The 22,023-nt window shown below is 70.9% G+C and carries 24 protein-coding genes and 1 riboswitch; of the genes, 10 read left to right on the top strand and 14 right to left on the bottom strand.

What is annotated here, in order from left to right; all coding sequences use genetic code 11:
• Positions 1-84 precede the first annotated feature (84 nt).
• The 3 genes from ADL03_RS28710 to gcvP all read left to right on the top strand — a co-directional run bounded on the left by ADL03_RS28710 (position 85) and on the right by gcvP (position 4,704).
• A complete protein-coding gene (locus ADL03_RS28710) occupies positions 85-558 on the top strand; it encodes a bifunctional nuclease family protein (protein ID WP_030468959.1) in 474 nt (157 codons plus the stop codon).
• Positions 559-866: 308 nt separating this feature from the next.
• Positions 867-1,433, top strand: a complete 567-nt coding sequence (locus ADL03_RS28705) for a MerR family transcriptional regulator (protein WP_053736673.1) — start codon at positions 867-869, stop codon at positions 1,431-1,433.
• Between the two features lie 131 nt (positions 1,434-1,564).
• Positions 1,565-1,662: riboswitch (glycine riboswitch) on the top strand.
• 150 nt (positions 1,663-1,812) lie between these two features.
• Positions 1,813-4,704, top strand: coding sequence for an aminomethyl-transferring glycine dehydrogenase (gcvP, locus tag ADL03_RS28700; RefSeq protein WP_053736672.1), 2,892 nt, complete (start codon positions 1,813-1,815; stop codon positions 4,702-4,704).
• A gap of 54 nt (positions 4,705-4,758) precedes the next feature.
• Here the strand turns inward: gcvP and ADL03_RS47505 are convergent, their stop codons facing one another.
• From ADL03_RS47505 to ADL03_RS28685, 4 genes are read right to left on the bottom strand one after another with little or no spacing between them, the layout of a single operon-like run.
• Positions 4,759-4,947 carry a hypothetical protein gene (locus ADL03_RS47505; RefSeq protein ID WP_157529424.1) on the bottom strand — a complete coding sequence of 63 codons (189 nt, stop codon included), beginning with the start codon at positions 4,945-4,947 and terminating at the stop codon, positions 4,759-4,761.
• 12 nt (positions 4,948-4,959) lie between these two features.
• On the bottom strand, positions 4,960-5,574 hold the full coding sequence (locus ADL03_RS28695; protein ID WP_231642365.1) for a trans-aconitate 2-methyltransferase: 615 nt from the start codon (positions 5,572-5,574) through the stop codon (positions 4,960-4,962).
• A 10-nt stretch (positions 5,575-5,584) separates the two neighbouring features.
• Positions 5,585-6,244, bottom strand: coding sequence for a maleylpyruvate isomerase family mycothiol-dependent enzyme (locus ADL03_RS28690; protein WP_053736670.1), 660 nt, complete (start codon positions 6,242-6,244; stop codon positions 5,585-5,587).
• Positions 6,245-6,248: 4 nt separating this feature from the next.
• Complete coding sequence (locus tag ADL03_RS28685) at positions 6,249-6,626, bottom strand: DUF3224 domain-containing protein (protein ID WP_053736669.1); 378 nt, start codon at positions 6,624-6,626, stop codon at positions 6,249-6,251.
• A gap of 50 nt (positions 6,627-6,676) precedes the next feature.
• Here ADL03_RS28685 and ADL03_RS28680 point away from each other — a divergent pair, with 50 nt between their 5' ends.
• The gene (locus ADL03_RS28680; protein ID WP_053736668.1) at positions 6,677-7,648 is read left to right on the top strand and encodes a YafY family protein; all 972 of its coding nucleotides are present in this window, start codon (positions 6,677-6,679) and stop codon (positions 7,646-7,648) included.
• Positions 7,636-8,448 (top strand): aldo/keto reductase, encoded by an 813-nt coding sequence (locus tag ADL03_RS28675; protein ID WP_053736667.1) that lies wholly within the window; start codon positions 7,636-7,638, stop codon positions 8,446-8,448. The genes ADL03_RS28680 and ADL03_RS28675 overlap by 13 nt, the downstream gene beginning before the upstream one ends.
• A 9-nt stretch (positions 8,449-8,457) precedes the next feature.
• On the opposite strand, the gene ADL03_RS28670 is transcribed toward ADL03_RS28675, so the two are convergent.
• Complete coding sequence (locus ADL03_RS28670; protein WP_053736788.1) at positions 8,458-9,039, bottom strand: TetR/AcrR family transcriptional regulator; 582 nt, start codon at positions 9,037-9,039, stop codon at positions 8,458-8,460.
• A 100-nt stretch (positions 9,040-9,139) separates the two neighbouring features.
• On the opposite strand from ADL03_RS28670, the gene ADL03_RS28665 reads away from it, so the two are divergent.
• Entirely contained in the window at positions 9,140-9,841 is a 702-nt protein-coding gene (locus ADL03_RS28665) for an SDR family NAD(P)-dependent oxidoreductase (RefSeq protein ID WP_053736666.1), read from the top strand.
• Positions 9,842-9,844: 3 nt separating this feature from the next.
• On the opposite strand, the gene ADL03_RS28660 is transcribed toward ADL03_RS28665, so the two are convergent.
• The 4 genes from ADL03_RS28660 to ADL03_RS28645 all read right to left on the bottom strand — a co-directional run bounded on the left by ADL03_RS28660 (position 9,845) and on the right by ADL03_RS28645 (position 13,307).
• Positions 9,845-11,551 (bottom strand): substrate-binding domain-containing protein, encoded by a 1,707-nt coding sequence (locus tag ADL03_RS28660; protein ID WP_053736665.1) that lies wholly within the window; start codon positions 11,549-11,551, stop codon positions 9,845-9,847.
• 63 nt (positions 11,552-11,614) lie between these two features.
• Positions 11,615-12,487 (bottom strand): hypothetical protein, encoded by an 873-nt coding sequence (locus ADL03_RS28655; RefSeq protein ID WP_053736664.1) that lies wholly within the window; start codon positions 12,485-12,487, stop codon positions 11,615-11,617.
• 48 nt (positions 12,488-12,535) lie between these two features.
• Entirely contained in the window at positions 12,536-12,781 is a 246-nt protein-coding gene (locus ADL03_RS28650; protein WP_053736663.1) for a hypothetical protein, read from the bottom strand.
• A gap of 76 nt (positions 12,782-12,857) precedes the next feature.
• Positions 12,858-13,307 carry a helix-turn-helix domain-containing protein gene (locus ADL03_RS28645; RefSeq protein WP_053736662.1) on the bottom strand — a complete coding sequence of 150 codons (450 nt, stop codon included), beginning with the start codon at positions 13,305-13,307 and terminating at the stop codon, positions 12,858-12,860.
• Between the two features lie 79 nt (positions 13,308-13,386).
• Between ADL03_RS28645 and ADL03_RS28640 the strand changes: the two genes are divergently transcribed.
• The gene (locus ADL03_RS28640; protein WP_053736661.1) at positions 13,387-14,043 is read left to right on the top strand and encodes an SDR family oxidoreductase; all 657 of its coding nucleotides are present in this window, start codon (positions 13,387-13,389) and stop codon (positions 14,041-14,043) included.
• 72 nt (positions 14,044-14,115) lie between these two features.
• Here the strand turns inward: ADL03_RS28640 and ADL03_RS28635 are convergent, their stop codons facing one another.
• Positions 14,116-14,700 (bottom strand): dihydrofolate reductase family protein, encoded by a 585-nt coding sequence (locus tag ADL03_RS28635; protein ID WP_053736660.1) that lies wholly within the window; start codon positions 14,698-14,700, stop codon positions 14,116-14,118.
• A gap of 414 nt (positions 14,701-15,114) precedes the next feature.
• On the bottom strand, positions 15,115-15,795 hold the full coding sequence (locus ADL03_RS28630; protein ID WP_053736787.1) for a DUF2848 domain-containing protein: 681 nt from the start codon (positions 15,793-15,795) through the stop codon (positions 15,115-15,117).
• Between the two features lie 46 nt (positions 15,796-15,841).
• On the opposite strand from ADL03_RS28630, the gene ADL03_RS28625 reads away from it, so the two are divergent.
• The gene (locus ADL03_RS28625; protein ID WP_053736659.1) at positions 15,842-17,173 is read left to right on the top strand and encodes an MFS transporter; all 1,332 of its coding nucleotides are present in this window, start codon (positions 15,842-15,844) and stop codon (positions 17,171-17,173) included.
• Here the strand turns inward: ADL03_RS28625 and ADL03_RS28620 are convergent.
• Complete coding sequence (locus ADL03_RS28620; RefSeq protein ID WP_231642363.1) at positions 17,134-17,796, bottom strand: GntR family transcriptional regulator; 663 nt, start codon at positions 17,794-17,796, stop codon at positions 17,134-17,136. The genes ADL03_RS28625 and ADL03_RS28620 overlap by 40 nt on opposite strands.
• Here ADL03_RS28620 and ADL03_RS28615 point away from each other — a divergent pair.
• Positions 17,795-18,571 carry a carbon-nitrogen hydrolase family protein gene (locus ADL03_RS28615; protein WP_157529423.1) on the top strand — a complete coding sequence of 259 codons (777 nt, stop codon included), beginning with the start codon at positions 17,795-17,797 and terminating at the stop codon, positions 18,569-18,571. The genes ADL03_RS28620 and ADL03_RS28615 overlap by 2 nt on opposite strands.
• A complete protein-coding gene (locus ADL03_RS28610; RefSeq protein ID WP_231642361.1) occupies positions 18,571-18,900 on the top strand; it encodes a cupin domain-containing protein in 330 nt (109 codons plus the stop codon). The genes ADL03_RS28615 and ADL03_RS28610 overlap by 1 nt, the downstream gene beginning before the upstream one ends.
• Before the next feature lie 784 nt (positions 18,901-19,684).
• Here ADL03_RS28610 and ADL03_RS28600 read toward each other — a convergent pair.
• Together ADL03_RS28600 and ADL03_RS28595 are read right to left on the bottom strand one after the other, a co-directional pair.
• A complete protein-coding gene (locus ADL03_RS28600; protein ID WP_053736654.1) occupies positions 19,685-20,710 on the bottom strand; it encodes a hemolysin family protein in 1,026 nt (341 codons plus the stop codon).
• Positions 20,707-22,014, bottom strand: coding sequence for a hemolysin family protein (locus tag ADL03_RS28595; protein WP_053736653.1), 1,308 nt, complete (start codon positions 22,012-22,014; stop codon positions 20,707-20,709). Before ADL03_RS28595 ends, ADL03_RS28600 begins: the two co-directional genes overlap by 4 nt.
• Positions 22,015-22,023 lie beyond the last annotated feature (9 nt).

The raw sequence follows: 22,023 nt of genomic DNA, 5'->3' as shown, positions 1-22,023 counted from the left end.
GCGGGTAGCGTCGAACGCATACGCCGGGGGATGCTCGGAGACGAACCGGGTACTCCCCAACGAGTCAGAGGGAGGCGAGACCCGATGAGCGAGATGCGCGTCGTGGGCGTCCGGGTGGAGCTGCCCCAGAACCAGCCGATCCTCCTGCTGCGGGAAACCGAGGGTGAGCGCTACCTGCCGATCTGGATCGGCTCGGTCGAGGCCACCGCGATCGCGCTGGAGCAGCAGGGTGTCCGTCCGGCCCGCCCGCTGACCCACGACCTGCTCAAGGACGTCATCGGAGCGCTGGGCCGCAACCTCGAGCAGGTCCGCATCACCGACCTGCAGGAGGGCACGTTCTTCGCCGAGCTCGTGTTCGACGGCGACGTGCGGGTGTCCGCGCGGCCCTCGGACTCGGTGGCGCTGGCGTTGCGCGTCGGTGTGCCGATCCACGCGGAGGAGTCCGTGCTGGCGGAGGCCGGTCTGATCATCCCGGACGAGCAGGAGGACGAGGTCGAGAAGTTCCGCGAGTTCCTCGACTCTGTCTCGCCGGAGGACTTCCGGGGCGCCGACACCTGAGTTCGCCCCGGGTTGTCGCGCTCCGCTTCACGCGGCGCCGTAGCCGTCCGTTCGGACGTCCCTCGGACGGACTACGTTCCGCGCACCTTGGCCGCTAAACAATCACTAAACGTCACCTGAACGTCCTAGTTCGGGTGACGGTGTGAGGGTCGACCTCAGGTTGGGGGCCGACACTCCCCGCGCGTCGCGTTGACCTGCCCTCGGACCGGTCTTACCGTCGAACTCGAGTGGATGTCGCCGGTCCGCGCGAGTGGATCCGGCGGCTTGACGGCCCCGACTTTCGTGGCCGTTGGCGAGGGGAGGCAGGCGTGGTCGAGGAAGCGCCCTTGTGGGCCGGATCCGGGCAGCAGGGTGAGCTGTTCCCGGACTCCTCGCTGCCGGACGAACTCGTCGGTTACCGGGGTCCGGCGGCGTGTCAGATCGCGGGGATCACCTACCGGCAGCTCGACTACTGGGCCAGGACCGGCCTGGTCGCGCCGACCGTGCGGATGGCGCACGGCTCCGGCAGCCAGCGGCTGTACTCCTTCAAGGACATCCTGGTGCTGAAGGTCGTGAAGCGGCTGCTCGACACCGGCGTCTCGTTGCAGAACATCAGGGTCGCCGTCGACCACCTGCGCCGCCGCGGCGTGCAGGACCTGGCGCGCATCACGTTGTTCTCCGACGGCACGACCGTCTACGAGTGCACCTCGCCGGAGGAGGTCGTCGACCTGCTGCAGGGCGGCCAGGGCGTGTTCGGCATCGCGGTGAGCGGGGCGATGCGCGAGATCAGCGGGACGATCCACGAGTTCCCGGCCGAACGTGCGGACGGCGTCGAGATCGCTCCCCTGACCGAGGACGAGCTGGCCCGCCGCCGCAGGGAGCGGGCGACCGGCTGACCGGCGTTGCGGCCATCACGCACCCGTTGACGACCCGTCAGCGGGTGCGCCGCCGTTTTCGGTGCTGAGACGTAGGTCGCGTCCTGGGGGACTGGCGGGGCTGCCTGCGGGTATTCTTCTCGGGTAGTCGCTGAACTCAGGCGGGAGAGACCGGGGTTGTCGCACCCGGCGCCGAAGGAGCAAGTTCCTCCCCGGGAACCTCTCAGGCATCCAGGACCGCGTGAGCGAGACGCCTCTGGAAAGTGGATTCCCCAGGGATCCCGCCGACGGTGAAAGCCCATCCTCGTGGTGGGTGAACCTCTCAGGCGCCCGATGTCGGGTACGGACAGAGCGGGGAGGGCCCAGGACACGTGTGCCCTCAGGCCCCCGGAGGCGTTAGATGACGCAGGACCGCATTCCGCTCGCAGCTCTCGAGCACGGCACCCCGTTCGCCGACCGCCACGTCGGTCCGCGCCCGGCCGAGCTCGCGCGCATCCTCGACGTGATCGGCGTCGGGTCGCTGGAGGAGCTGGCGCAGCACGCGGTGCCCTCGTCCATCCACGAGCGCGACCTGGTGCTGGACCTGCCGGCGCCCGCGACGGAGACCGAGGCGCTCGCCGAGCTGCGTGAGCTCGCCGCCCAGAACCGGCCGATGACCCAGATGATCGGCCTGGGCTACTACGACACCGTGACGCCGGGCGTGATCCTGCGCAACGTCCTGGAGTCGCCCGCCTGGTACACCGCGTACACGCCGTACCAGCCGGAGATCTCGCAGGGCCGCCTGGAGGCGTTGCTGAACTTCCAGACGATGGTCGGCGACCTGACCGGCCTGCCGACGGCCAACGCGTCCATGCTGGACGAGTCGACCGCCGCGGCCGAGGCGATGACGCTGGTGCGCCGCGCCGGCCGGTCGAAGTCGGCGAAGTTCGTCGTGGATGCCGACACGCTGCCGCAGACGCTGGCCGTGATCGAGACGCGCGCCGAGCCGCTGGGCATCGAGATCGTCGTCGCCGACCTGTCGCAGGGCATCGAGGGCCTCGGCCTGGGCGGTGACTTCTTCGGCGTGCTGCTGTCCTACCCCGGTGCGTCCGGTGTGGTGCGCGACCAGGCCGCGCTGGTCGAGGAGATCCACGCCGCCGGTGCGCAGGCCGTGGTCGTCGCCGACCTGCTGGCGCTGACGCTGCTGCGCCCGCCCGGTGAGATCGGCGCGGACGTCGTGGTGGGCACGACGCAGCGCTTCGGCGTGCCGATCGGCTTCGGCGGCCCGCACGCCGGGTACATGGCCGTCCGCTCCGGCCTGGAGCGCCAGCTGCCCGGCCGTCTCGTGGGCGTCTCCGTCGACGCCGACGGCTCGCTGGCCTACCGCCTGGCGCTGCAGACCCGCGAGCAGCACATCCGCCGCGAGAAGGCCACCTCGAACATCTGCACCGCCCAGGTGCTGCTCGCCGTGATCGCGTCGATGTACGCGGTCTACCACGGCCCTGAGGGCCTGCGCGCGATCGCGACCAGGGTGCACCGCCTGGCCACCGTGCTCGCGACGGGTCTGTGCGAGGGCGGCCTCGACGTCGTGCACGGCGAGTTCTTCGACACCGTCCAGGTTCGCGTCGAGGGCCGGGCCGCCGAGGTCGTCGCGAAGGCGCGCGAGGCGGGCATCAACCTGCGGCTCGTGGACGCCGACGTCGTCGCAATCGCTTGCGACGAGAAGACCACGCGTGCGCACGTCCTCGCCGTGTGGGAGGCGTTCGGCGTGACCGGGTCCGATGTGGACGCCATCGACGCCGACACCGCCGACGGCATCCCGACCGACCTGCGCCGCACGTCGGACTACCTGACGCACCCGGTCTTCCACGCGCACCGCTCGGAGACGGCGCTGCTGCGCTACCTGCGCGCGCTGTCCGACAAGGACGTCGCGCTGGACCGCAGCATGATCCCGCTCGGCTCCTGCACGATGAAGCTGAACGCGACCGCGGAGATGGAGTCCATCACCTGGCCGGAGTTCTCGACGCTGCACCCGTTCGCGCCCGTCGAGGACGCGAAGGGCCTGCTGAAGATCGTCTCCGACCTGGAGGCGTGGCTCGCCGAGGTCACCGGCTACGACGCGGTGTCCCTGCAGCCCAACGCCGGGTCGCAGGGTGAGTTCGCCGGTCTGCTGGCCATCCGCGCCTACCACCGCGCGAACGGCAACGCCGACCGCGACGTGTGCCTGATCCCGTCGTCCGCGCACGGCACGAACGCCGCGTCCGCCGTCATGGCCGGTATGCGCGTCGTCGTCGTGAAGTGCGACGACAAGGGCAACATCGACATGGGCCACCTGCGGCAGACCGTGGCGGAGCACGCCGACGACCTCGCCGCCATCATGATCACCTACCCGTCGACGCACGGCGTCTACGAGGACACCGTCCGCGAGGTCTGCGGCCTGGTCCACGAGGCGGGCGGCCAGGTGTACGTCGACGGCGCGAACCTCAACGCGTTGATCGGCCTGGCCCGCTACGGCAAGTTCGGCTCCGACGTCTCACACCTGAACCTGCACAAGACGTTCTGCATCCCGCACGGCGGTGGCGGCCCCGGCGTCGGCCCGATCGGTGTGAAGTCCCACCTCGCCCCGTTCCTGCCGAACCACCCGCTGCAGCCCACCGCGGGCCCGGCCACGGGCGTCGGCCCGATCTCCGGTGCCCCGTGGGGTTCCGCGTCGATCCTGCCGATCTCGTGGGCCTACGTGCGCATGATGGGCGGCGACGGCCTGCGCCGCGCCACCCTGACCGCCGTGGCCGCCGCGAACTACGTGGCCCGCCGCCTCGACGAGCACTACCCGGTCCTCTACACCGGTGAGGGCGGCTTCGTGGCCCACGAGTGCATCCTCGACCTGCGCCCGATCACCAAGGCCACCGGCGTGACGGTGGACGACGTGGCCAAGCGCCTCGCCGACTACGGCCTGCACGCCCCGACCATGTCGTTCCCGGTCGCCGGCACGCTGATGGTCGAGCCCACCGAGTCCGAGGACCTCGCCGAGATCGACCGCTTCATCGACGCCATGATCGCCATCAAGGCCGAGATCGACCGCGTCGGCGCCGGCGAGTGGCCCGTCGAGGACAACCCGCTGCGCAACGCCCCGCACACCGCGGCGTGCGTGACCGTCGGCGAGTGGAACCACCCGTACACCCGCGAGGAGGCCGTCCACCCGGCCGGCACGTCGGCCCCGAAGATCTGGCCGCCGGTCCGCCGCATCGACGGCGCGAAGGGCGACCGCAACCTCGTCTGCTCCTGCCCGCCGCTCTCGGCGTACAGCGGCTGATCCGGTCGTGAGACAGGGGCGCGTCCGCTTCGGCGGGCGCGCCCCTTCGCGTTGCTAGGCGCCGGACGGGCAGGCCGGGTCGCCGCAGTCCTCGTCCACGCCCAGCCCCGGCCTGTCCAGGTCGTGCTCGAACGCGTAGTGGAAGCAGTCGGGGTGCATCCGCTCGAACAGCTCGTAGTCCTCCCGCTCCAGCTCCACCGGCTCACCACAACGCTGACACGTCTGCTCGTTCACATCGGACACCCGCGGATCGTCTCACCCGCGCCGGGCGAACAGGATCCCCGCCGGCACCTCGGCGTCCGGCTCCAGCACCCACTGCGCCTCGATCCGGAACCCCGCCTCCCGCAGCCACGCCGCCACGGTCGCGGGCTGTCGCAGGTGGACGTCCACCCGCATCGGGTGCCCGCCGTAGCCCTGCGTCTTGCGGTTCGTCCGGTTCCCGACGTGGAAGCCGAGCGCCAGCAACCCGTCCGGCAGCAGCGCCGAGCGGAAGTGCGCGAAGACCTCCGGCACCACCGCGTCCGGCACGTGGATCAGCGACCACCACGCGATCACCCCGCCCACCGGGCCGGGCAGCGGGTCGGTCATCGACCCCACCTCGAACCGCAGGCCGGGGTACGTCCGCCGGGCCAGCGCGATCATCTCCGGTGACAGGTCGATCCCGGACACGTCGGCTCCGAGGTCGTGCAGGTGTGCCGTGACGGCGCCCGGCCCGCACCCGACGTCCGCCACCGGCCCGCTCACCTCCGCCGCGAACAACCCCAGCGCGGCACGCATGTGCGGCAGCTCCGCCAGCAGGTCACGTGTGTAGTCCGCGTAGCTCGAAGCGACCGTGTCGTACGAGGTCCGCGTGTCCGCCAGCCAGTCCACGCCGGACAAGCTACTCGGAGAACGGTTCCGGCCGGTGCCGTCCGAACAACGCCAGCGCCGCGATCCACGTGTCCGGGTCGCCGTCCCAGTCCATCGCCTTGATCTGGTCGGCCGACCGCCGCCCGCCGACCGCCCGCATCAGCTCGAACGACGACGTCCGCAGCGTCCCGGCGGGCTCGCCGTGGCCGAGCACGCGCTCGCCGTGCTCCAGCACGATCCGCAGCGCCGGCACCTCGTTCTCCCGCATCCGCTGGTCGAGCTGCTGCAACGGCCTGGTCAGCGCCGCCCGCACCGCCGCCGAGTCGCGGTCGCCGGGAACGCCCAGCGCCGCACGGAGGTCGTGCTCGTGCGCGACGACCTCCGCGACCAGCACGGAGCCCATGGGCGTGTCGAACAGCGGGGTGGCCAGCTCCCGGTTCGCGTCCCACTCGGCGAAGGCGTCGTCCAGCGAGTTGCCGCGACGGTCGCGCACCTGCCGTTCGCCCCACTCGCCGGACTCCACGCCGTCGTACCGGCGGTCCACGAAGTCGCGCAGACCGCCGGCCAGGTGCGCCACCACGTCCTTGACCGACCAGCCCGGGGTCGCCGCGACGGGTGTCTGCGGGTCCCGGCCGCGCACCAGCTCGGTGATCCGCAGCTTGGCCGCGTCGTAGACGGGGGCGCCGGTCATGGGCTCAGACCTCGTACTCCAGCGTGTAGGTGCCGCTGCCATCCTCCGCCCAGTCGACCTTCGCCGCACCTTTCGCGCCCGCGTACACGCCGGTGCCGTCGAGGATCTCGATCTCGCCCTCGACCGCCTTCCGGTAGGCGCCCACGTGCCGCAGGACCAGCGTGCCGGCGTCCGTGACGATCTCCTCGACGGCGGTCGTCCACGCCACGTCGTCGCAGTAGGACATGAGGTACCGGCACTGCGACACACCGACGACGTCGCCGGTGTAGGCGAACGAGACGTGCGCCTCGGTCAGCTTGCGGCCCTCGACCTCGGCGTACGGGCGGCCGTCCCAGGTCTTCTCGTCCCAGCTCTTCACTTCGATGGTTCCGGTTGCCTTCATGGGTGCCACTCTGCTGGCAGATCCTGACAGTTTGTGTCAGGTTTGCGGACATGAAGTCCAGCCGGTTGATCCAGGTGCTCCTGCTGCTGCAGTCACGCGGCCGCATGACCGCCGACGAGCTGGCGACCCGCCTGGAGGTCTCGCCCCGCACGATCTACCGCGACATCGACGCCCTCAGCGCCTCCGGCATCCCGATCTACGCCGACCGCGGCCCCGCCGGTGGCTACCGGCTCGTCGACGGCTACCGGACCCGCCTGACCGGGCTCACCACCGACGAGGCGCAGTCGCTGTTCCTCGCCGGACTGCCCGGTCCCGCGGAGGAGCTGGGGCTGCGCGAGTTCGCCGCCGCGGCCCAGCTCAAGCTCCTCGCCGCGCTGCCCACCGAGCTGCGCGCGAAGGCCGAGCAGATCCGGCAGCGCTTCCACCTCGACACGCCGTCGTGGTTCCGCGGCGACGAGCCCACCGCCCACCTCGCCACGATCGCCGACGCCGTGTGGGAGCAGCGCCGCGTCCGCATGACCTACCGGCGGTGGGGCAACCGGACCGTCACCCGCGAGGTCGACCCGCTCGGGCTCGTCCTGAAGGCGGGCACCTGGTACTTCGTCGGCAGTCTGCGCACCTACCGGGTGTCGCGGGTGCTGGAGCTGGAGGTCACGAACGACACGTTCGACCGCCCGGCCGGCTTCGACCTCGCGGCGTTCTGGGCGCGGTGGTCGGAGGAGTTCGAGGCGCGCATGTACGGCGAACGCGTCACCGTCCGCATGACCCGCGCGGGCCTCGACAAGGCCCGCTACCTGCTCAGCGGCCACCAGGCGCGGGTGATCGCCGAGCTCGACCCGGAGCCGGGCGCCGAGTTCGGCTTCCCGACCGAGTCGACCCGGCACGCGGTCGCCGACCTGCTCAAGTTCGGCGCCGACGTCGAGGTCGTGGCACCGGCCGAGCTCAGGCACGAGATCGTGGCCGCCGTCGAGGCGATGCGGGAGCTCTACAACGGTGCGAAGCTACCCGCATGGTTCCGCTGATCTCGTTGAACAACGGAGTACGGATCCCCCAACTCGGCTTCGGCGTCTTCCAGGTGCCGGAGGACCAGGTGGCCGGTGCGGTCACGACCGCGATCGAGGCCGGCTACCGCAGCATCGACACGGCGGCCGCCTACCGCAACGAGTCCGGCGTCGGCGACGCGATCGCGGGCGTGCCGGACCTGTTCATCACCACCAAGCTGTGGAACTCCGACCAGGGCTACGACTCGACGCTGCGCGCGTTCGACGCGAGCATGCGCCGGCTGCGCCTCGACGTGCTCGACCTCTACCTCATCCACTGGCCCATGCCACAACGCGAGCTGTATCCCGAGACGTGGCGTGCGCTGGAACAGCTCTACGCCGACGGCCGGGTGCGGGCGATCGGCGTCTCGAACTTCCAGACCCGCCACCTGCAGCGCCTCTTCGACGAGTTCCCGACCACCCCGGCGGTGAACCAGATCGAGCTGCACCCGTTGCTGCAGCAGGAAGAGATGCGCAAGGTCCACGTGACCCACCGCATCGTCACCGAGGCGTGGTCGCCGCTCGCCCAGGGCGCGCTGCTGGGCCGTCCGGAGATCACCGGGCTGGCCGAGAAGTACGCCAAGACACCGGCCCAGATCGTGCTGCGCTGGCACGTCCAGCTCGGCAACGTCGTGATCCCCAAGTCCGTCACGCCGTACCGGATCAAGGAGAACATCGACATCTTCGACTTCGAGCTCGCCCAGGACGACATGACCGTGATCGCCGAACTGGACAACGGCACCCGCACCGGCCCCGACCCGGACCGGTTCAACGTCGCGTGAGCCACCGCCTCAGGCCGGTCCGCCGTCCCCGGTGCCCCGCAGCCCGTCCAGGTAGAACCGCAGGAACCGCCGCCACCGGTCCGGCTCGGTGTCGATCGACTCCCTGATCACCTGCGACATCGCCCACGTCAGCGTGGCCAGGTCGGCCGGCTCGAAGTCCGCGCGCAACCGGCCCGCGTCCTTGGCGCGCTGGATGACCAGCACGGCGTGCCCCATGCCCCGCTGACACACCTGTACGGCCTCCGACGAGGGTTGCAGGCGCCGCGCGATCGCGTCGTTGAGGCCGTGGTCCTGCGCCTGCAGCCCGACCGTGCCCTCGACGAAGCGCACGAAGCCCTGCCACGGGTCCGGCTCGGCCAGCGCCGCCGCGCCGATGTCGTCGAGCACCGCCAGCCGCTCCGGGAAGATCGCGTCGATGAACGCCTGGCGCGTGGGGAAGTGGGCGTAGAGCGTGCCGATGCTGACCTCGGCCTTGCGCGCGATGTGCTCCAGCGGCGCGTCGAGGCCCTGCCTGCCGAACACGTCGACGGCCGCGGCCAGCAGCTTGTCGCGGTTGCGCGCGGCGTCGGCGCGCAGGGGCCTGGGTGCCATGCGGAGCATTCTACAAACCTGAGGGTGCCCTCGACTTCCTGTGGTAGCGTCGCGAACACGAAGTCGAGGGCACCCTCGAATTAAGTGGAAGGCGGAGCTCATGTCCGTTGCAGTCGTCGTAGGCGCCGGTCCCGGCCTCGGTATGGCCATCGCGCACCGGTTCGGCAGGGAAGGCCACGACGTCGCGTTGATCTCCCGCACCGACACGCGGCACGCGGGTTACGTGGCCGAGCTGGCGCGGGCCGGCGTGACGGCGGAGGCGTTCACCGCTGACGTCCGCGACCGCGACCAGTTGCTGGCCGCGCTGGACCGCGTCGGCGGCGAGGTGGAGGTGCTGTACTACGGGCCGGGCGCGGCCGACGAGGACGCGCCGATGAAGTCGATCACCGAGATCACCGCCGCGGACGCCGAGAGGGCGTTGACCTGGCTCTACCCCGCTGTGGACGCCGTCGGGCACGTGCTGCCGGGCATGCTCGGACGGGGCGGGGGAGCATTGCTGTTCGCGGGCGGCCTCAGCTCGGTCGTGCCGATGCCCGGTCTCGGTGCGCTGGCGCTCAACGCGGCGGCCCTGCGCAACTACGCCGTGACGCTCAACGCGGCACTGGCGGACAAGGGGATCTACGCGGGCACGCTCACCATCGGCGGCCTGGTCGAACGCGGCGACATCCACCGGATGCTCACCGCCGACCCCGCCAGGTACGGCCGGATCCCGACGCTGAACCCCGACGACATCGCCGAGACGGCGTGGCGGCTCACCGCCGACCGCGACCGCGCGGAAGCGGTGTTCAACGCGCTGGGCTAGTGCTCAGGCCGAGGTCGACAGCACCTGACCGAGCGCGGCCTCGACGCCGCCCTCGTTCTCCACGACGGACACGCTGCCACCGGTGGTCTCCGCGATGTCGGTCAGCGCGGCCCGGTCCACCTCGCCGCCGATCGCGATGAAGCTGACCGGCAGGTCCTTGCCCTTGAGCCGGGACTTGAGGGCCGCCAGGTCGATGCCGCCGTCCGAGGTGCCGTCGGTGATCACCACGACCCGGTTGACCCGCCCGGCCACGAACCCGTCGTGCGCCGCCTCGTAGCAGGCACCCAGCGCCGTGTAGAGCTGGGAGCCGTCGAACGTCTTGAGCCCGTCGACCGCCCTGCGCAGCGCATCGCGCTTGTCCGCGACGGGCCCGGTGGCCACGAGCTGCTTGTAGGGCTTGGCGCCGTCCACGGACCGTGCGAACTCCCACAACCCGAACGACCCGGACACCGACCTGTCCACCTGCCCGCGCAGGGCCGCCTTCACCTTGTCCAGCCTGGGTTTCATCGACGTGGACACGTCCGCGAGCACGGTCACGACCTGGCCGCCGCGGTCCGCCGACGCCCACGCGGCCGACAGCTGCTGCGTGGTCGTCGCGTCGGCGGCGACGAGGTTCTCCGTCACGGGCGCCCACGACACGCCGGGGGAGGGCGACGGCCGGTCCTGAGTGGACTCGACGCGCAAACCGCCGTGCGCCAGGATCTTCTGCTGGTCGGGCTCGGTCATGAACTCGCGGAACGCCTGCGCCGCGCGTTCCTCGGCCTCACCGACCTCGGGGCCGGACAGCGACACGTACGGGAAGTCCGCCACCGGTGCCGGACCGACCGGCAGCACGCCGACGAGCGGCTTGGACGGCGCCTCCTTGCCGGTGTTGTGCTTGTAGAGGTCCACTTCGGACACCGGCGTGACGCTGAAGCCGGCCGCGTTCACCGTCGCGCTGTCCCCGAGCCGCCGCAACGCCTCGCGCGTCGTCGTGGGCACCTGGGGCGGCACGGTGGCCGCGAGCTTCGTCAGGGTCGCCCTGGCGGCGTCGGAGCTGAGCGTCTCGGCGGTCACCGGCCCCCTGCCCCCGGCGAGCGCGGACTGGATCGCGAGCGCGGACGCCGTGTTCGTCGCGGGGTCGGGCATCGCGACGCTGAACCGGCCCCAGTTCGGGCCGTACCGCTGCCAGTCGGTGACCTCGGGCATGTCCGTCCAGCGGAAGTCCTTGAGCACCGGCGCACCCGCCTCCGGCACCGCCAGCAGCACCGGCGACGTGCCGATCGACTTCGGCGTGCCGCCGACCAGCTTGGCGTTCAGCGCCGACAGCCGGTTCGCCCACAGCGTCGAGTCCGGCACCCACGCGTGCGGCCGCTCGCCGAGCTTGGCGGCGTCCCAGGTGCCGGTCAGGCCGTCCAGCACGGCGGAGGAGTCGGCCGAGGTGACCTCGATGGTGATGCAGTGGTCGTACACGACGGGCCGCGTGGCGCTCCAGGCCCGCGCGACCTCCGCGACCGACTCGGCCACGCTCGGGGTCGCGGACACCCGCAGCACCGAGTCGCCCTCGTTGCAGTCCTGCGCCTGGGCCAGCGAGCGCCGCTCCAGCACGCCGCCGACGTACGACCAGGCACCCCAGCCGAGTCCGATCAGCACGACGACGACCACGATGGCGACGGGCCACTTGGCGATCCCGCGCCGCACCTTCGCGCGCAGCGAGCGGTGTCGAGACATCGATCCCTCACAACTACTCAGCGGCCCCCGACGACCGCCGGTCACGCTAACAGGTGGGTGCGGTCAGCGAGGTGAAGTCACGGCAAGTACCGACTGGCACACGGAGACGAGTCGTTCCCGCAGCGGCCGCGCCCGGTCGGCGAACTCCGCCTGCCTGCGCGCGTACTCCGCACGCCCCTCCGGCGTCTCGATCCGCACCGGCTCGTACCCGAGCCCGGCCAGGTCGTACGGCGAGGCCCGCATGTCGAGCTCCCGCACGTCGACGGCCAGTTCGAAGCAGTCGGCGACCAGGTCGGACGGCGTGGCGGGCTCCAGCTTGTAGGCCCACTTGAACAGGTCCATGTTCGCGTGCAGGCATCCCGGCTGCTCGTTCTCGACCTGCCCTTCCCGCGTGGGCCGCAGGGTGTTGCGCGGCCGTGCGGGCTCGGTGAAGAACCGGAAGGCGTCGAAGTGCCCGCACTGGATGCGGCTCGTCTCGACCACCTGGTCCGTGCCGCCGCTGCCCAGCCGCAACGGCCACGCGTTGTGCCGGACCTCCTCCGGCCGCTGCCGGTAGACCATGGCCCACTCGTGCAGCCCGAAGCAGCCCAGCCGCGGCGGCCTGCCGAGCGTGGCCGTGAGCAGCCGTTCGACGAAGTCCAGGGTCTTGGCGCGCTGCCCGGTGAAGCTCTCGACGTCGAGCGTCACGCCGTCCGCCGTGGCCCGGTAGTGCGGGAACTCCAGGTACTCGGCCGCGTCCTCCAGTACGACGCCCGGCCCCGGATGCCACCGTTCGAGGCGCACGGGCCGATGGCTGTAGTACGTGAAGAGGAAGTCCATCACCGGGTGCTTCTCTTTGCCGGCTTTCCGCTCCAGGTGCGGGCCGGTGTACCGGCGCATGCGCGCGACGTGCCTGTCACGCAGCTCGTGCCATTCGGCTCGGGTGAGGACCTCCACGAGCGATTACCGTACGCGCGTGCCGCACGGCGAGGCCGCGCCAGCCCGTTAGAGGGGTGGCACCAGCCCGTTGAACGTCCGCGCGCCGTTGCAGTGCGGGCACTCCCGCCCGTTGTCCACGGTCCGCGGCGCACCGCCGATGATCGCCAGCGTCGGCGCCGCGATGTAGCTCGCACCCCCGCACAGGTGACACACCGTGCGCGGTTCCGGCGTGACGGCGAAGAGGTCGTCCTCGTCTTCCTCGTCCTCGAACTCGTCGTCCTCGGCGAACTCGTCCTCGTCGTCCTCACTCATGGCCGCAAAACTACACGGACAGCGACCGGCCACGCGGGACGCTCCGCTCAGCCCGCACCGGCCGGATCCGCCGCGGTCACGACGCCACCGAGATGGGGTCACCCGGCGTTGCGGCGGAGCGCGTCAACGACTCCGGAGTCGCCTCCTCGCCGCAGTGCGCGCACACGACACGGGGCTCCAGGACGTTGCCGCACGAGTGCTCCCACACGAGCGGGAGGGGCCCCTCGGTCACGTACGCGTCACCCCATTCCTTGAGCATCAGCATCACGTTGTGCAACGAACGCCCCGAGTCGGTGAGCACGTACTCGTGCCGCGGCGGGTGCTCGGAGTACTGGCACCTCTCCAGCACCCCGGCCGCGACGAGCTTCTTCAGCCGGGCGGCCAGCACGTCACGCGAGGCGCCGGTGTTCGCGGCGATCTGGTCGAAGCGGTGGTTGCCGAAGAACACCTCGCGCAACGCCAGCAGCGACCAGCGTTCGCCGATGACCTCCAGCGCGTTCGCGATGGAACAGGTTCGAGGGGCCATGTGACCAGCGTATCAGTGGGTTGGGAAATCAAACCTGGTTGCCCTGAGTTGGTTTGAAATACCAACTCAGGAGGTAGTGATGGACTTCAAGGGTCAGACGGTGCTCGTGACCGGCGCCAACCGCGGCCTCGGCCGGGTGTTCGCCGCAGAGCTCGTCCAGCGCGGCGCGAAGGTCTACGGCGGCGCGCGCAGGGCCGAGTCGATCGTGGACGAGGGCGTCGTGCCGGTCCAGCTGGACGTCACCGACGACGCGTCGGTCGCGGCCGCCGCCAAGGAGCTCGGCGACACCACGATCGTCATCAACAACGCCGGTGTGCTGGTCGCGGGCGACGACGTCGACAGCATCAAGGCGGAGTTCGAGGTCAACTTCTACGGCCTGGTGCGCACGACGGACGCGTTCGCGCCCGTGCTGAAGACCAACGGCGGCGGCGTGATCGTCAACGTGCTGAGCATCCTGTCGTTCGTCGGCAGGGCGCAGTGGCGCGGCTACGCGGCCTCGAAGGCGGCCGGCTGGTCGTTCACCAAGTCCGCGCGCGAGGCGTTGCGGGAACAGGGGACCCGCGTCATCGCCGTGCACGCCGGCTTCATCGACACCGACATGGTCAGCGAGATCGACGCACCCAAGATCACCCCGCAGGACGTGGTCTCACAGGTGCTGCGGGCGATCGAGAACGGCGACGACGAGGTCCTGGCCGACGAGCGCACCCGCGCGGTGAAGGCCGCGCTGTCCGCGTGAGACGACCTCGTGCGCGCGACGGCGTGCGGCGGCGACTCGGGCTCACCAAGGCTGCCGCACGCCGTGTCGTCCTCACCCGGCGTACCGCACCTTGTAGCGCAGGTGCGTGACCTCGACACCCTCGACGATCGACAGCGGCCCTTCGAGCTGATATCCCTTGCCGGGCGCGAAGAACGGCGTGCCACCGCCGAGCAGCACCGGCACCAGGTCGAGGCAGATCTCGTCGACCAGCCCGGCGTCGATGGCCTGCCGCGCCACCTCGCCGGAGTTGAGCCCAACCCCCTTGTCGCCGGCGTGCGACCGTGCGATCTCGACCGCCTTCTCGATGCCATCGCTGCAGAACGTGAAGTGCTCGTTGTCCTCCAACGGCCGATGGGTGAGCACGACGGTGTGCACGCCCATCGGGTGCTGGCCACCCCACCCGTTGGTCATGTCGTAGAGCTTGCGCCCCACCACCAACGCGCCGGTCGCCTGCACCATGCCGCTGAAGTACGCGGCGCTGGCGGGCGTGAGGTGCACGGTCATGGCGCCCGTGGGCACCGTGTACGCGACGTCGCCCGACTTGTACCAGCGGAACAGCTTGTCGAAGCCGGAGAACTCCGGGCCCGAGACGTAGCCGTCGATCGAGGTGCTGGCGCCGGTGTAGACCTTGCCCATTTCGGGTGCCTCCCTTGTGTTGGTCCGTCACCCCTGCGTCGAGCGCGCGGCGGGGATTTCGACGGGTTTTTGGAGGCACATACCGGCGTGCCCGCCCGGCCGATGCGGGCAGGTGGGAGGGGCGGGTGGCCCAGCCGATCGCCGCTGGTGGCAGGGCTGTTTGCCCAGTCGACCGGTGCCCTTGCCGGGCTGCGGCGGTGGCGGGCTCCCACTCAGTTGACCAGCGCTGGCGGCGGCCTGCACGTTCACCTGACCGGCGTCGGCGGCGGACTGCCCCGCCCAGTTCGCCCTCCCGCCCTGCTGACCGGCGTCGGTGGCGGCCTGCCCGTTCAGCCGACCGGCGCCGACGGCGGCCCGCCCTGGTCGGCGGCCTGCCCTGGTCAGCGCCCCGGCGCTGGTGGCGCGGCCACCCGCTCAGCCGATCGGCGCCGGCAGCGGTGCCACCTCGTAGGCGCAGTCGAGCACGTCACCGGTGGCGGGATCGCGCAGCTCGACGCGCCACTTCGACGCGAACTGCTCCACCCCGTGGTGCATCGGGATCGTGCCGGACAGCAGCACGGTCCCAGGCCGCAGCAACCCCAGCTCCCGCAGCCGCTCCACCCAGTAGGCCGGCGTCAGCAGCTCGGCCAGCGTGCCGCGCTGGATCTCCACGCCGTCGGCCCACGCCGTGAGCTCGATCGAGTCGATCCGGTCCGCCACGTCCGACAGCCGCCACGCCTTGCCGCCCAGCACGTCCAGGCTCGCGTTCTTGCTCCATGCGACGCCGTGCACTTCCAGCGCACGGTCCGTGTGATCGCACGCGACGGTCAGCAGCACGTCGTCGTCGGTCACCACCAACGCCCACTCGGCCTCACCGGAGGTCCGTGCGTGCTGCACGGGCACCACGGACGTCTGCTGCGCGAGATACGGCGCGACGGGATAGAGGCTCGGCGTCACCGACGGTGCCGGAACGCCGAGCTCGGCCAGTTCGCGCACGTGAGCGGCCACGTCGTCCTGGCTGCGGCCCGCGTAGCCGCCGTTGAGCAAGGTCGTCACCGCGACCTCGGTGACGGTGCCGTCGGACAGTTCGAAAGACAGTGTGCAAGCGGTGGACATCCGGTACTCCTTGCGCATACGAGTTGTATACAGGCAGTATTACCGCATGCCGCCTGCTCCAGCAACGACAGACGTACCGAGGTCCGCGCTCGTCCGCGCGTTCGTGGCCTCGCTCTCCGGTACCGCGCTCGAGTGGTACGACTTCGCCATCTACAACGTGGCCGCCGCCGTGGTGCTCGGCCCGTTGTTCTTCCCGAGCTCCGAGCCGTTGACGGCGACGCTGCTCGCGTTCTCCACCTACGCCGTCGGCTACCTGTCGCGGCCGCTCGGAGGGTTCCTGTTCGGCCGGCTCGGCGACAAGATCGGCCGCAAACGCGTGCTGGTCACGACGCTGCTGATCACGGGCATCGCGACGTTGCTCATCGGCCTGTTGCCCACGCACGCCGCGATCGGTCCCGCGGCCGGTGTGCTGCTCGTGCTGCTGCGGTTCGCACAAGGCGTCGGCCTCGGCGGCGAGTGGGGCGGCGCGGTGCTGCTGTCCAGTGAGTACGGCGACCCGGCGAAACGCGGCTTCTGGGCGTCGGCCGCGCAGATCGGCCCGCCCGCCGGCAACCTGATGGCCAACGGCGTGCTCGCGCTGCTCGGCGTGACCCTGTCCGACGCGGCGTTCATGTCGTGGGGCTGGCGCGTGGCGTTCCTGCTGTCCGCGGTGCTGGTCGTGTTCGGCCTGTGGATCCGCGTGAAGCTGGAGGAGACGCCGGTCTTCAAGGCGATCGAGGAACGCGGCGACCGCCCGTCCGCGCCCGTCAGCGAGGTGTTCCGCACGCAGACCCGCCCGCTGATCGCCGCCGTGCTCTCTCGCGTCGGCCCAGACGTGCTGTACGCGCTGCACACCGTTTTCGTGCTCACGTACATCACGACGCAGCTGGGCATGCCGCGCAACGTCGGTCTCATCGCCGTGCTGATCGCGTCCGGTTTCCAGCTGTTCCTGATGCCGCTCGCGGGCTGGCTGTCCGACCGGGTCAACCGGCGCGGCCTCTACGCGGTCGCCGCGGTGTGCGGTGCGGTGTGGCCGTTCGTGCTGTTCCCGTTGGTGGACACCGGTTCCGTCCCGCTGATCGTCGTCGGGGTGGTCGTCGGGCTCGCGTTCCACGCGTTCATGTACGGCCCGCAGGCCGCGTTCATCGCCGAGCAGTTCACCGAACGCCTGCGCTACACCGGCAGCTCGCTCGCCTACACCCTGGCCGGCGTGATCGGCGGTGCCGTGGCGCCGTTGCTGTTCACCTGGCTGTTGGCGGAGTTCCGCACGTGGGTCGTCGTCGGCGTGTACGTGTCCATCGCATGCGTGGTCACGCTGATCGGCCTGCGCCTGGGCCGCGACCCGGAAGCCGCGGACGCTCAGCCGTTGAGCAGCACCTTCAGCGTCGTGTCCAAGTGAGCGGTGATCGCCGCGGTGGCCGCGCCGACGTCCCCGGACTCGAGCGCGGCCACGATCGCGTTGTGCTCGTCGATCACGGCCTGCTGCCGGTTGTTCGCACGGAACAACGCCACCACACCCGCGCGCACCTGCCGTGCGCGCAACCCCTCGTAGGTCTTCGTCAACAGCTCGTTGCCGGTCGCCGACACGAGAACGGCGTGGAACTGCCGGTCGACGTCGATGAACTCGCGCGGGTCGTGCTGCTGCACCCGCTGCTCCTCGATGTACGCCTTCATCGTCTCCAACGGAACCGTGCCCTCGGTCATCGTGCGTTCAGCCGCATACCGCTCGATAACCCCCCTCAGCTCCATCAGCTCCGTGATCTGCCGCGACGACAACGGCGCGACGTACGCACCCTTCTTCGGCACGAGCTGCACCAGGTCTTCGGCCGCGAGAAGAAGGAGCGCCTCACGGATCGGCGTGCGCGACACCCCGATCTGGTTGGCCACGTCCTGCTCGCTGATGAACCGCCCCTGCATCTCCGGGGCGGCGAGGATCGTGTCCTTGATGAACTCGTAGGCCTTCTCCCGGCCTGACAAGCTGTCCGCGACCTGCATACAACATGTATACCAGAGGAGGATCATGCGCATCGCCCTGTGCCAAATCAGCTCGACCGCCGACCCGGCCACCAACCTGGAGACCGTCCGCACCCACGTCGCCCAGGCGGCAGCGTCCGGCGCCCGCATCGTCCAGTTCCCGGAAGCCACCCAATGCCGCTTCGGCGTGCCCCTGGCCCCGATCGCCGAACCCCTCGACGGCCCGTGGGCAACCGCCGTCCAGGAAATCGCCGTCCAGCACAACGTCGTCGTGGTCGCCGGCATGTTCACCCCCGGCACCGACGGCCGCGTCACGAACACGACCCTCGTCACCGGCCCCGGCCTGCACCTGGGCTACGCCAAGATCCACCTGTTCGACGCGTTCGGCTTCCGCGAGTCCGACACCGTGACCCCCGGCGACAAGCCGGTGACGTTCGAGGTCGACGGCACCACCTTCGGCCTCGCGACCTGCTACGACGTCCGCTTTCCCGAACTCTTCCGCACCCTCGCCGACACCGCGCCGGTCATCCTCCTCGGCGCCTCGTGGGGAGCCGGCCCCGGCAAAGCCGACCAGTGGGACCTCCTGGTCCGCGCCCGAGCCCTGGACTCGACCTCGTGGATCCTCGCCTGCGGCCAAGCCCTTCCCGCCACCGACCACGGCTCGGCCCCAACGGGAATCGGCCGCAGCACCGTCGTCGACCCCCTGGGCACCGTGCTCGACCGCCTCTCCGACACCCCGGGCACCCTGCTGTCCGATGTGGACACTTTCCTGGTCGACACCGCCCGCCGCACCCTGCCCGTGCTGGCGAACCGGAGGCTGTGATGCGCTCGCAGCACGAGTTCTTCCCCGTGTCCGCCGTCGACTGGCGCCAAGCCGAACCGGGCGTCACCGAACGCGTCCTCAGCCACGACCCGGCCACCACGACCCTGACCCGCCTCGCCCGCTGGGAACCGGGCCTGACGACGTCCGGCGTGATCCGCCACGACTACCACGAGGAGGTGTACCTGCTGGAGGGCGACCTCACCGACCTGACCCTCGGCACGACGTTCACCGCGGGCCACTTCACCAGCCGCCGCCCCGGCATGCCGCACGGTCCATATCGGACAGACGGCGGCTGCCTCATGCTGGAGATCCGCACGGCATCCGCCTGAGCCGGGCGCACGCCGCTTGGGCTCGTGTCGATCACCGCGACCGGCGCCTTCGGCGGGTTCCGCGGCGTGGAACGGGACGACGTTTTCGGCTGGGTTCCGCGGCGTGGAGCGGTGCGGCGTTCTCGACGTTCCTGGCCGATGGCGCCGCAGCCCACCCGCGGCCATCTCCTGGGCTCGCGGCTGCCTGGCACCGTGACCGGTGACCGGTGACCGGTGGCGTGTGGCAGCCGACCGGCCACGACGCCCGGACCTTGCGCTCCGGCGCCCTCGCCGGTGGTGCGGCGACCCCACTGCCGCGGCGCCCTGGGTTTGCGGCCGTACGGCGCCCTGGCCGGTGGTGCGGCGATCCCACTGCCGCGACGTCCTGGGCTTTGCGGCTGTCCGGCACCCTGGGCGGTGTCGCGGCAGCTCAACCCGCTGCCACGTCCCGAGGTTGCAACTCTCCCGGCACCCGCCCTCGGCCCAGGCGCCGCCTTCCCGGCTCGCCCTGGCCAAGCCTCAGCGAGACCTTGGCCGAAGCCTCGGCCTGGGTCCTCGGCTCAGGTCCTGAGCCGAGCCTGGCGCAGGTGTCCGGTCCAGACCCTCGGGCCTGGACCCCCACACTCAACCCGCGTCCGCATCCCCGTGCACCTCCGCCCCGCGCGCTTCCTCATACGCAGGACGACCGAGCGACCAGATCCGGACACCCCGATCGGGTGAATCCGCGCCGCTCAACCCGAGCCGGGCCAACCGAGCCGAGCCAACCGAGCCGCACCGCTCGACCCGAGCCGCTCACCCAACCCCACTACACCCACCGCACGTGCGTCCCATCCCGCACAGTCCCCACATACTCCTCCACCAAATCCTCCAACGCCACCACACCGAGCACAGTCCCATCGGCGCCGACAGCCCGAGCCAGATGCGACTGCGCCCGGCGCAACGCCGTCAACGCCTCGTCCAACCGCGCGTCCACCGGCACCTCCGGCAGCCCACGCACCCGCGACCGCGGTACCGGCGTCGAAGCCCCGTCCAGGTCCAGGATGTCCTTGACGTGCAGATACCCGATCAACCGGGAGTCGGACAGCACCGGGAACCGCGAGAACCCGGTCTCCGCCACCACCGCCTCGATCTCCCCGACGGTCGGCGTGGCCGACACGGTCGTCAGGCGGTCGAGCGGGACCAGCACGTCCGCCACGGTGCGGGAAGCCGACGTCAGGGTCTGGGCCAGGCGGCGGTGTTCGGAGTCTTCCAAAAGACCCTCGGAACGCGACTGGCCGATCAGCAACGCCAGCTCGTCGGGGGTGTAGGCCGACTCCAGCTCGTCGACCGGTTCGACGTCGAAGCGGCGCAGCACCCAGCGGCCGAACGTGGTGAACAGGGCCAGGACCGGGGCGATCATCCGGCTGAAGCCGTAGTGCACCGGCACCAGCCACAGTGCGGCCTGTTCGGGGCCGGCGATGGCGAGGTTCTTCGGCACCATCTCGCCGAGGATCGTGTGCAGTGCGACCACGATGACCAACGCCGCCGCGAACGCCACACCGTGCACCACGGCAGACGGCAGGCCCACGGCACCGAGGGGGCCCTCCAGCACGGACGCCAACGCCGGTTCGGCGATGGCGCCCAGGCCCAGGGAGCACAGGGTGATGCCGAGCTGTGCGCCCGCGATCAGCAACGGCAGCTGCTGCGACGCCTTGATGGCCGTGCGGGCGCGGGAGGAACCCTTGTCGGCCAACGCCTCCAAGCGGTCGCGCCGGGCGGTGATGACCGCGAACTCGGCGGCGACGAAGAAGGCGTTGCCGGCCAGGAGAAGAACGATGATCAGGAAGTTCACGCCGACACCACCCGTAGTTCGGCCACGCGGTGGCGGTCCATTCTCATCACCGTCACCCGCCAGCCGTCGACCCTGATCTCGTCACCGACGTCCGGGATGCGGCCGAGGCGGGTCAGCACCAGGCCGGCCAGCGTCTCGTAGTCGCCCTCCGGCATGCGGAAACCGGTTGCCTCGGCCACCTCGTCGTCGCGCAGCAGGCCGGAGACCAGCCAGCTGTCCTTGCCCAGCGAGCGCACCGGGGGTGCCTCGCTGCGGTCGTGCTCGTCGCGGACGTCGCCGACGATCTCCTCGACCACGTCCTCCAGCGTCACCATGCCGGCGGTGCCGCCGTACTCGTCGACCACCAGCGCCGTCTGCAGGCCAGAAGCCCGCAGCCGGTCGAGCAGGGCGTCGCCCTCCAGGGTTTCCGGGACGGAGGTCACCGGGCGCGTCAGCGCGGACAGAGGAGTCGTCCCGCGCAGAGCGGCGGGCACGGCGAACGCCTGCTTCACGTGCACCATGCCGCGCACCTCGTCCAGCGAACCGTCGTGCACCGGGAACCGCGAGAAGCCGGTGTCGCGGGCTTTCTGCACGAGGTCGAGCACGGTCGCGTCGGCGCGAAGGGCCTCCACCCGCACACGGGGGGTCATCAGCTCGCCGGCCGTCCGGTCGCCGAAGCGCAGGGAACGGTCCAGCAGCACCGCTGTGCCCTGGTCGAGGGTGCCGTGTTCGGCGGACGTGCGGACCAGCGCGCCGAGCTCCTCCGGGGAACGGGCGGACGCCAGCTCCTCGACCGGTTCCACGCCCAGGCGGCGCACGAGCCAGTTCGCGGAGCCGTTCATCGCGGTGATCAGCCACCGGAACACGGTCGAGAAACCGGCCTGGAACCCGGCCACCGCACGGGCCGTTTCCAGCGGTTTCGCTATCGCGAGGTTCTTCGGGACCAGCTCGCCGAACACCATGGACAACGCCGTGGCCACCGCCAGCGCCAGTGCCAGCGACAACCAGTCGGCCACCGACGCCGGTACGCCCAGCGCGGTGAGTCCTGGCTCGATCAGCGAGGCGATCGCGGGCTCCGCGATGTACCCGGTGATCAGCGTGGTCAGCGTGATGGCGAGCTGCGCGCCGGAGAGCTGGAACGACAGCGTGCGGTGCGCGCGGTCGATGACGTGCGACTTGGCGTCGCCGACCTCGGCGACGTGCCGCTCGACGGTGCTGCGTTCCAGCGCGGTCAGCGAGAACTCCGCCGCCACCGCTACGAAGGTGCCCGCGGTCAGCGCCACGACGGCGAGCAGACCGAGCACGCTCAACAAGATTCCGGTCACCGGCGTGCT

This window comes from Nocardia sp. NRRL S-836, from assembly GCF_001279525.1.
Lineage (GTDB): Bacteria > Actinomycetota > Actinomycetes > Mycobacteriales > Pseudonocardiaceae > Lentzea.
This window is presented reverse-complemented; position numbering and strand designations above follow the sequence as displayed.